The sequence below is a fragment of the Gammaproteobacteria bacterium genome (assembly GCA_013001575.1).
Lineage (GTDB): Bacteria > Pseudomonadota > Gammaproteobacteria > Steroidobacterales > JABDMI01 > JABDMI01.
On sequence record JABDMI010000027.1, the window covers coordinates 1 to 11,552 of the forward strand.

Annotated in this window: 4 protein-coding genes and 1 pseudogene; 4 read left to right on the plus strand and 1 reads right to left on the minus strand. The window is 48.1% G+C overall.

The genetic code is table 11. The features are described from left to right. The 3 genes from HKN88_02130 to HKN88_02140 form a co-directional block, all read left to right on the plus strand. Positions 1 to 4,139 (plus strand): tandem-95 repeat protein (locus HKN88_02130; protein NNC96850.1); only part of this gene is annotated, 4,139 nt, incomplete at its 5' end. An 11-nt stretch (positions 4,140 to 4,150) separates the two neighbouring features. Next, positions 4,151 to 8,572, plus strand: coding sequence for an OmpA family protein (locus tag HKN88_02135; GenBank protein NNC96851.1), 4,422 nt, complete (start codon positions 4,151 to 4,153; stop codon positions 8,570 to 8,572). 106 nt (positions 8,573 to 8,678) lie between these two features. Then, a complete protein-coding gene (locus HKN88_02140; GenBank protein NNC96852.1) occupies positions 8,679 to 9,233 on the plus strand; it encodes a LemA family protein in 555 nt (184 codons plus the stop codon). A 1,671-nt stretch (positions 9,234 to 10,904) separates the two neighbouring features. Here the strand turns inward: HKN88_02140 and HKN88_02145 are convergent. After that, positions 10,905 to 10,976, minus strand: a pseudogene (locus tag HKN88_02145) (LysM domain-containing protein). A 23-nt stretch (positions 10,977 to 10,999) separates the two neighbouring features. On the opposite strand from HKN88_02145, the gene rsmG reads away from it, so the two are divergent. Then, a partial coding sequence (gene rsmG, locus HKN88_02150) for a 16S rRNA (guanine(527)-N(7))-methyltransferase RsmG (protein NNC96853.1) occupies positions 11,000 to 11,552 on the plus strand: 553 nt, incomplete at its 3' end.

The window sequence follows — 11,552 nt, forward strand, 5'->3', positions numbered from 1 at the left end:
GTATCCCGGTCACCGGCGACACCAATGTGGAAGGCGACGAGAACTTCAGCGTGACCCTGAGTACGCCAACAGGCGCGACTCTGGATCCGGCCGCCGCCACCGGTACCGGCACGATCACAGAAGATGACAGTCTCACGCTGAGTATTAATGATGCCTCGGTTATCGAAGGCGATATTGGTAATCAAGTTCTGACCTTTACTGTGAGTCTGAGCGGGCCTAGTAATATGCCAGTGAGCGTGGACTTTACCACTGTGGATGGAACGGCCACAACGGCGGATAATGATTTCACCGCCCAAACCGGCACATTGACGTTTGCACCGGGAGAAACCGAACTGTTCATCAGTGTTGTGACCAATGGCGATGTAGCAGTCGAGGAAAGTGAAACCTTAACGGTTGAATTGAGCAATGCCAGTATCGGCACGATTGCTGACAACAGTGGGCAGGGCACAATCATCAATGATGACGGTGCCGGAATTTCCATTGATGATGTCACAATCGTTGAGACCGATAGTGGCACGCTTAATATGGTCTTTACCGTTAGTCTGGATCAGACCAGCCCGATAAATATAAGCGTAGACTTTGTTACGACGGATATTACGGCAACAGCTGGCAGTGATTACACAGCGGTCAGTGGTACTCTGACTTTTGCGCCAGGCATAACCACCCAGACCATTACAGTGCCGGTTATTGCAGATACCCTGGTTGAGGACGATGAGACCTTTACTATTGATCTGAGTAATCCTTCCAACGGCAACATTATTGACTCGCAAGGCCTTGCAACGATTACAGATGATGATCAGGCGGGACTCAGTGTTTCGGATGCTACATTGACCGAAGGAAACTCAGGCAACACTGACATGATCTTTACAGTCAGTCTTGACCAGCCACTCACACAGGATGTAACGGTAGATGTAAACACTGTTGATGTCACGGCAACAGCAGGTACTGATTACATAGCTGTAGCATCTACAGTTACGATTCCTGCCGGACAAACTGAAGTTACCGTTAATGTACCGGTCATTGGTGACACCGACGTCGAAGGTGACGAAACCTTTACGCTTGAATTAAGCAATCCGGTCAATGCCGACATTGTGGATGCGAGTGCTGCAGGCGTGATCCTTGATGACGATGTTGCGATTGGTAACAGCGTAGTTGCTGTTGATGACAGTTCATCAACGCCATTGGATACCGCCGTATCAATTCCGGTACTGGCCAACGATTACGATCCTGAAGGGGACAACTTCATTATCACTACAGTGAGTGATCCGGCCAATGGTTCGGTATTCTTCACTCCGGATGGTACCTTGATCTATACCCCGGATGCAGGCTTTACCGGTTCAGATTCTTTCACATATACCATTCGCGATGAAAACATTGATGAAGCACTCGATACCGCAACGGTAACAGTGACTGTTGGTGGCAATAGCGTGACCGCAACCGCGGACAGTGCTGTCACACAAACGGATACGCCAGTTGATATCGCAGTTCTGGTCAATGACTTTGATCCGAACGGTGACGACTTCAGCCTCACGGCAATCTTCAGTCAGCCTGCGAATGGCACAGTCATGATCAATGCTGATGGCACAGTGACCTACACACCAAATGCGGGATATGCGGGTCAAGACACTTTCACCTACGAAATCACTGACGCCTTGGGTAACACTGACATGGCACAGGTTACGGTTGTGATTGATGACGATGTGCCACAGGCAACCGATGATTACCGTGAAACACCACAAAACACACCGGCCGAAATCGATGTGCTGGCTAATGACATTGATCCACAAGGTGATAGCTTGAGTGTGGTCGCAACCACAGAACCTGCAAACGGCAGCATCGTGGTCAATGCCGATGGCACGATCACATACACACCAAACTCTGATTTCTTCGGACACGACACCTTTACCTACACGATTGATGACGGAAACGGTAATCAGGATATTGCGACTGTTGTTATCTTTGTTCCACAAAACGGTAATCTCTCCGGTACTGCATGGCTGGATTCAAACCTGGATACAGTCATTGATGCCGATGAGCCGCTGGTCGAAGGTTGGACAGTCAATCTGTTGAGTGCTGACGGCACTGTTGTAGGAACGACTACTACCGACGCCAACGGAGATTACTCCTTCCCGGGCATCGAGCCGGGTGCTGGTTATGTTATTCAGCTTGTCCATCCGGAAACTGCACAAGTCTTTGCTTCAACAGATCCGATCACTATTGAGCCGGGTGAAAATGAAGAAGATGTCGATCTGCCGATCGATCCGAGTGGTGTGGTCTATGACGCTATAAGCCGTGCACCAATTGCCGGGGCATTGGTACAAATTATTAATGCGGGTACTGGCCAGGCCTTACCGGATGTATGTCTGGGTCAGGGACAACAAGACCAAACCACAGGCAGCGACGGTTATTATCAATTCGACGTCTTTGCTGCTGCCGACCCGATCTGTCCGACTGGTGCAACTTATCGTCTGGTAGTAACTTCACCAGATGGTTATCAGCCAGCACCGTCAACCTTGATCCTGGCCCAACCTGGTGCTTATGATGCCTTGAGCGGTCAGGCCAATGCGATCGTAGGCTTCCCGAATGCACCACAAGCCGGTCAAGACACCACTTACTACTTCGACTTTATTCTTGAGACGGGCGATGGTGATGTGGTCAATAACCATATCCCACTGGATCCAGTGGGACTGGATGCGACTATCCGCTTGATCAAGCGAGCGCAAAGTCCGGATGCCGTAGTAGGTGATTTGGTTCGCTATACCATTACCGCCGAGAATACTGGCAGCACTGACCTGGTGGATGGTCGGATTACCGATACCCCGGCTGCAGGATTCAATTTTGTCACAGGCTCGGCACGCGTTAGCCCAACACAAAACAACTTCAGTGAGTCGGTGAATGGTCGAACTATCCAGTTCAACAACCTGGACATAGATGCGGGTGAAACCATTAGCGTGAGTTATGTGATGCGCGTTGGCGCCGGCGTGACACGCGGTGATTATATTAACCGTGCGATTATGGATAACGGTTTTGCTGTTAATGTCAGTAATGAAGCCACGGCAACGGTTCGCATAACCGCTGATCCGGATATTGATGAAACCACGATTGTGGGTAAAGTCTTTGATGATCGCGATGGTGACGGCTTCCAGGATCCGGGAATTGCTACCGGCGTATTCATTCAGGGTGGATTCGATGTGAATGCTTATGTGCCAAACAGCACAACCGTTGATTATGGCAATGGTCCTGAGTCATTAAATGACTCGAACGCCACCTTAATACGCGGAATAAATGTTGGCACTATCCGTGACCGCATTAGTTATCAGAGCGAACCGCCGCACGTGGTAATTCGTCAGCGTTTGAGAAATATCATGAGCTTGAGTGATATTAGGGTTACAACTGCTGAAGGCACGCGCACTAACTTAACCACGGCAGGATCCTTCTTCAATGATCACTACGGTGACAAGGCACGGGGCTTGACGGCACAAGACATCACAATTGCCAGACAGGTAACCCAGTTGGGTAATGGCGAAGTTGAATTGGCCGTTACAGTCACCAACCACGGAACCACTGAAGCCGGAATTCCGGGTGTTCGATTGGCCACCGTGGAAGGACTCTTAGTCGAGACTGACGCGTACGGCCGTTATCACCTGGCTGGTATCGATGGCGGAGCGGCGGAACGCGGACGCAACTTTATTATTAAAGTTGACGCTGCAACCTTGCCTCGTGGAACCAGTTTCACCACCGAGAATCCACGCGTGATGCGAATAACCGGTGGCTTGATGAACCAGTTCGACTTTGGTGTTCAACTGCCAAAAGCCCGCACCCAGAGTATCGAGGTGAAACTTGGTGAAGTATTCTTCGCCAAGGGCAACAGTGATGTCTCACCACGCTTTACTCCAATGCTGGCACAGCTTGGGCAACGCTTGCGCCAGAGTGATGGTGGTGTGCTGACTATTGCCGGTCACAGCGACTGTGAAGCCGCCGGTGGCAGTGCTGAGTCTTGTGATCATCTTGCACAAAAACGCGCAAAAAATATTTACAACTTGCTAAGACCGCATCTTGGAGAGGAAATGATCTGTAAAGTGAGTTTCCGATCGAGGTCGCGAACCTACTCCCCTGAAGAATGCGGGGGTGCGCTATGAGAACTTTGAATATGACAAACAAGCAAACTGGCCTGCTCAAGACTGTCTGCAGTGCTGCTGTACTAATGACCGTATTGGCCAATACGAATTACGCCAGTGAGACGATGACTGCCCCGGACCTTATTGCAGATGATTGCAGCATTGAACGTTGTGTAACTGATGGCGGTTTTGCCATTGAGATCATAACCAATGATGCCCCGGATAATACTGCAGTAGGTGATACTGAAGCCGCGGCAAACAGCAATGAACGCGCCGATGTTTATGGAAACTTCTCTGTGCGTTTAGCAAATGGTGGCGTGGTATGGGCAACTGAAGATCCGGCCGTATTGCAGCCGCGCCTGGCTGTACGCGGCCCAACCCGACTGGCTGTTCAAGGCACAAGCCTGCTAGAAGATGGCAGATTTGATGTTTATCTGAATTATCCGGCCTTTGTGGAAAAAATCGAGTTATTGATCTTTGATGGTGAAGATAGTGATCTGGTCAGTCCGGTCTATACTGTAAGCAATAGCGAAAAACTGAGCGCGACCAAAACCTATTCGGTGTTCAATTTATCTCGTGCAGACCTGAGTAAATTGTCAGTTTTTGCAGAAGACGAATTAATCTATATAGTGCGCGCCTACGACGCAGAAGGCCGCATGGATGAAACGCTACAAAAACGCATTCAGATCTCGGATATCAGTAACTATGAGTTATCGCAACAGGATCGCTTGCTTAAGGTGGTTTCAAAAGGTCGTCCTACGCCTCCCATGCTAAACAGCCAGCATGTTGGCAACAATGCGGGCGCCGGTGTCAGTGAGGGCACTCTGAATTCTACTCCGCTGCAAGGCAATGTATTGGTTATGCAACCGCAGCAGGAGCCACGTCAGGTTGCTGAACAAGTGGCCGTGCCGGCCGATTACCGCAGCTATACGGTCACACCAAAATTTGGCACACGCAAGATCAATTTGCGCCCGGATGACAAAGCGGAGCTCGATCGTATTACTAAAGAATGGAAAAATGCCACGGATGTGATCATTGAAGTGGTCGGCCATACCGACAGTGTTCGCATAGCGCCACAAAATCGTAAAGAATTTGCTGATAATTACGTCTTGTCGCAAGCACGGGCTGAAACTGTGGCGGATTACCTGGCCTCAGCAATTGGCATCAACAAAGACAAGATCATTAAACGTGGCGCAGGCCCTGATCAACCGGTAGCAGATAACAGCACCAGTAAAGGTCGTCAAAAGAATCGTCGCGTAGAAGTGAATATTGCGGGCAACTTTCCGCCCGAAAACCCGACTCGCACAGTTATGCACACCATTGCTGGTGAAGCAGCCAAGATTTCCCTGGTTGATTCGATAAGTACTGCCAGTGCCCCGGTGAATACCTCACTCGTACAAGCCATGCAGAAATTGAGCGGTGAGAATGCTTCGGCTCCGGCAGTAGATGTTTATTCATCATTGCCAGACAGTGACGAAGCACCAGCCGTGGTGGCACAGAACTTTGTCGGCGTAAGTGATTTGCGTATCCAGAATATACCGGTGTATGGCTCACGCGTTCGTATTACCGGTCAAGATGTTGAGAAGAACTACAAAGTACAGATCAACGACGTCACCATGCCGCTTGATCAATATGGCAAGTTTGCTTATGAATATATTATGCCGATTGGACGTCATCAGTTTGATGTGAGTCTGCAGGGACAGTCAGGACAAGTGCAGGAACGCGGCACACTGGACCTGGACGTCACCGGAAAACACATGTTCATGGTCGCTTTGGCCGATGTCAATGTCGCCCAGAACAATATTAAAGGCAGTCTTGAGCAACTTTCAGTGAATGATGAATTCGATGAAGATGTGTTTGTGAATGGACGTCTGGCGTTTTATCTAAAAGGTAAAGTTAAAGGCAAATACCTGTTAACCGCACAAATGGATACGACGGAAGAAGAAATTAAAGACGTGTTCAAGAACATCCATCGTAAAGATCCACAAAGCGTGTTCAGACGCCTGGATCCGGACCGTTACTATCCTGTGTATGGCGATGATTCCACAACTTACTCCGATACCGACAGTCAAGGACGTATGTATGTGCGTGTTGACTGGGATAAGTCACGTGCCTTATGGGGCAATTTCAACACCGGTATTACCGGCACATCCTTCGGACAATACAATCGCTCTTTATACGGCGGTCAATTAAACTATCGTTCGCTGGAAACCACTGAACTGGGTGAGTCAAAATCCCAATTGAGTGGCTTTGTGTCAGAAGCGCAATCGGCTCTGGGACATTCTCAGTTCCTGGGCACCGGTGGTAGTTTGTACTATCTGCGTCATCGCGACATTTTGCCGGGCTCTGACAAGATCCGGGTCGAAGTGCGAGACCGTGATTCAGACCGGGTGATTGAAAATGTTGAGCTGTATCGGGGCGCCGATTATGAAATCGACGAATTACAAGGTCGTATTATTCTGGCGCGCCCATTGGCCCAGATCACCCAACAATACATTCCCTTCCTGATTAAAGATGATCCATTGGATGGCAACCAGGTGTACTTGATTGCGGATTATGAATATTTGCCAGATGCCTTCGATGCCGACCATCTCACCACGGGTGCACGCGGCAAGCAGTGGTTCGGTGACCATCTTGCGGTGGGGGCAACGTATATTGATGAGAATCGCTCGGCTGATAACGAATACAGTTTGGCCAGTGCCGATGTCACCTTACAAGCAGGGCCTGGTACCTACTTGAAACTGGAAGCGACCGAAACCCAAAACGCCCAGGCACAAGGTCGATTCCTGTCTGATGACGGTGGATTGAGTTTCAATGACGTCAGCAACACGGTAACCCCGGATGCCAAAGGAACCGCTCTTGGTATGGAAGCTCGCGTCAACTTCAAAGAACGTGGCTGGACCGACAGCAACTGGAAAGCCGCAAGCTGGTGGCGACGCATAGACGACAACTATTCCACCTCGCGTCGCTCTGGCAATGGCACGGATACTTATGAGTACGGCGCCGAGTTTAGTGGCGAATTGTCAGATCGATTACGTCTTTCTGGGCGTACCGCATTCGTTGAACGCGAAGGTGACAGTGAAGATCAACGCTTTGGTCTGCAACTGGATTACCAGCTTACCGAACGCAGCCGTATCTCCGGAGAAGTTCGTCAAGTGCGTGAAAAGCAATTCACCGATACAGACTTCAGCGAAGCCACTTTGGCCGCTCTACAAATGTCTTATGCCCTGAGTGCTTACACCGAAGTGTATTTGCGCGGTCAGGCAACGCTGGATGCCGATAACGGTGAAACAATCGGCGTGCAGAATTACGAAAACAATGACCTCGTGACCATTGGCGCCAAACACCGCATAAGTGACAAAGCCAATATCCAGGCAGAGTACAGCGAAGGTCACCGGGGTGATGCCGCAACCGTGGGGCTGGAATATCGATTGAATAACGACCATCAATTGTATGGCACGTACACACATTCCACCGACAGCACTGAACGAGGCTTGAGTGATAATCAGTTCACCCTGGGTAATCGTTCCCGTATCAGTAATCAACTGTCGGTCAATACCGAAGCCCAGTTTATTAATGATGACGACCAGGCTGGTATCACCCAGGTCTTTGGTTTGAACTATGTGCCGCGTCAAGACTGGCGTGTTGGTCTGTCCTTGCAGCACGGTGAGCTCGACAAGGAATCCGAACTTGGAAACTCCAGTATTGATCGCGATGCCGTGACCTTGTCGGCTGCCTATCAAAACCAGGACGTGCAATGGACCAGTAAAGTCGAGTTTCGTAAAGATGAGGGTCAGGGTCTGAACGCCGAGAGTTTTGATCAATGGATCACATCCAACCGGATCGACGTAAAGGTAAATGACTCTTTCCGCTTATTGGGTAAGGCCACTTATTCGGAAACGGAAGATAAATCGCCACGCCTGGCAGGTGCGTCGCTTGAAGACGCCAAGTTCGCCGAAGCGGGAATTGGTCTGGCCTATCGCCCGGTAAATGACAACCGTTGGAACAGTCTGTTCAAATACACGTATTTGTACGATCTGCCAACTTTGTCGCAAAGCGATAACGACGTTGACCAACGCTCAAACATTCTGGCTGCAGAAACCCTGTATCAGATCAACCAGCGCTGGAAAGTCGGCGGCAAGCTGGCCTGGCGCACCGGAGAACTGCGTGAACGTCGTAATGACGGCGAATGGTTTGAAAGCGAAACCCGTTTTGCCGCCATTCGTGGTCGTTATCACCTGACCAGCAACTGGGACGGACTGCTTGAGTATCGCTGGTTGAATGTACAACAAGACGATAGCACCCGTCATGGTCTGCTGATGTCGATCGATAGACACGTGGCGAATAACTTCAAGATTGGTGTGGGCTACAACTTCACCGACTTTAGTGATGACCTGCGCATAACCGATTACGACAGTCAGGGCTGGTTCATTAACCTGGTTGGTAAATACTAGGTATCAAATTGAACCAATTAAAGCCGGGCATGTCCCGGCTTTTTTTATTTCCATCGCGGCATATTTGTGTTTTATACTCAATCCATAATGGAAATGGTTGTGATGTATGAGTAAAGAATTATTGTTTTTAGTGCTTATTTTAGTTATTGGTTTTTGGCTGGTTGTTATATTCAATCGTGTAATCAAGAACCGCAACCGGGTTGAAGCGGCGTGGAGTGATATCGATGTACAACTCACACGTCGCTACGATCTGGTCCCGCAGTTGGTCGCAGCGGTAAAACAATACGCCAGTTATGAGAAAGCCACACTCGAAGCTGTTGCGACGCTGCGTCAAGAAGCACAGGGCATTGTGAAAAGAGAACAAAAGGGTGAGGTAGAAAGTCGCTTGGGTGCCGGATTGACACGTTTGATCGCACTGGCAGAAAGCTACCCGGATCTGAAAGCCAGTGAAAACTTTCTGCATTTACAAAAAGAACTGGTGGAAGTTGAAGATTTTTTGCAAAACGCCAGACGCTATTACAATGGCTCGGTGCGTGAATTCAATACCTTTGCCGAATCTTTTCCGAATAATTTATTGGTAAACCTATTACGCATCCATCAATACGAGTTTTTTGAAATGGATGACTCGTATAAAGATCGCGAGTTACCAACATATGCATAAAATTGGAAAAAAATTATCTGCTTTGCTGGTAATTCTGTATTTGTGTTTCACGACAAATTTACTGGCTGAAGAAAAGATCCTGTCTTTTGACAGTGACATCGTGATCACTACCGACGGTAGCATGCTGGTTACCGAGACCATTAGAGTCAAGGCTGAAGCTAATAAGATCAGGCGTGGAATATATCGAGATTTCCCCACAAAATATAAAGATCGTTTAGGCAACAACTACCAGGTAGACTTTTCTATTTTGGGCGTTGAACGTGATGCTAATCGCGAGAATTACCATACCAAGTCGATGAGTAACGGGGTGAGAATATATTTTGGTAATGCCAATGTTTTTCTGGATCCCGGGGTGTACACCTACCGTTTTAAATATAAAACCAATTATCAATTGGGTTTTTTTGACGAGCATGACGAGTTGTACTGGAATGTTACCGGCAATGGCTGGGATTTTTCTATCGACAAAGCCTCTGCAACTTTAAGACTTCCCAAACCACTGCAAGCCAGTGATATGCCGATGCTGGCGTACACGGGCCTCAGTGGGGCCTCGGAGAAGAATTTCATCAGTAAAGTACTTGAACCGGGGGTTACCTATTATGAAACGACCAAACCCTTGGCGCCACGACAAGGATTGACAGTAGTCACGGGGTGGCCGAAAGGGGTAATCTCTGAACCAACCCAGGCAGATAAAATCAATAGATTTACTTCAGTTAATAAGCATATATTGACTGGATTTACAGGTCTGTTACTTTTGCTTACCTACTTTTTGATTGTCTGGTTCAAGGTTGGTCGTGACCCCGGCGCAGGCGTGATATACCCCAGATACAACCCCCCGGAAGGTTATGGGCCAGATGAATTAAGGTTCATTACTAAAATGGGCTATGACAATAAAACGTTCACTTCATTTATTGTGTTAATGGCTGCTACTGGCTTCTTGACAATTAAAGAAAGCAAGAAATTCTTTAGTAATAAATATACTTTAATAAGAAAGGACTCAAACGAATCCGGCTCGAGATCACATCGCGGTATCCTGAAAGCTTTATTCAAGAAGGGTCAACATTTGGAACTTGATGATGAAAATCATAAAGAAATTAATAAAGCTCAACGACTACATAAAAAACAACTTTCTAAAAAGTTCAAAAACAAATATTTTTATACAAATTCTTTGTTTTATGTAATAGGCGTGCTTGCAACAATTGCGTTAATTCTTATTACATTTTCACTAACAATACAATCGGATACTGGCCCAGTGGTATTTTTCATGGTTTTACTTTGTAGTGTGATCACATGTATTGCGTTTTATCATTTATTAAAGGCGCCAACACTTAAGAGCCGAGATCTATTGGATCATATCGAGGGATTTAAAGAATACGCAAGTATCGCCGAAGGGCAAGAAATAAAGTACGCAATATTATCCAATGCACCCGGGCTCAATGTGGAAATTTTTGAAAAATACTTACCCTACGCCATTGCTTTGGATGTTGAGCAAGATTGGGCGGCAAAATTCACACGAGTGTTCGCAAGATTATCTGGAGAGCAACGGAATTATTCACCAAGTTGGTATCAAGGCTCTTCGTTTAGTAGTCATAACCTGGGTGGATTTACATCAAGTCTCGGCAACACCATGAATAGCACAATATCTTCTGCCTCACACCCACCAGGCTCTTCTTCCGGAGGAGGAGGTTTCTCTGGTGGCGGCGGTGGTTCTTCCGGCGGTGGCGGTGGCGGTGGCGGTGGTGGCGGCTGGTAAGTAAGCCGATTACGTCATGCAAAAACTTTCATCACAATTAAAATCCGGTTTAGACGAGATGGATCTGGTCGCTAAGCAATCACAGTTCCAGAAGCTCCTGGATCTAGTGGATTTACTTTTGCGTTGGAATAAAAAAATTAATCTGACTTCCATCACCAAACCGCACGAGGTCATTAGCAAACATATACTGGATAGTCTAAGTATGGTGCCGCACATATCTGGTGACAATATTTTGGATGTTGGCACCGGGGCCGGTTTCCCGGGATTGCCACTGGCCATCATGTTGCCCGATACACAATTCACACTACTGGACTCGAATCGTAAAAAGCTGACCTTTATTCAGCACGTCATCACAAAACTGGGGCTGGAAAATGTTCGCGCCACCCATTCGCGTATACAAGATCATCACAGTGACCGAGCCTACAGCGCCATTACCGCCAGAGCCTTTGCCGACCTCAATGATCTGCTCAACTGGCTGCCCGAGGTGTATGATGCCCATACTCAAATCCTGGCTATGAAGGGTAAAATGCCTGAAAAAGAGCTAGAGAGTTTACGTAGCGGCCTGTTAG

Coding starts and splice junctions, on each gene's coding strand:
- HKN88_02135 (NNC96851.1), top strand. CDS start 4,151: ATGACAAACAAGCAAACTGGCCTGCTCAAGACTGTCTGCAGTGCTGCT.
- HKN88_02140 (NNC96852.1), top strand. CDS start 8,679: ATGAGTAAAGAATTATTGTTTTTAGTGCTTATTTTAGTTATTGGTTTT.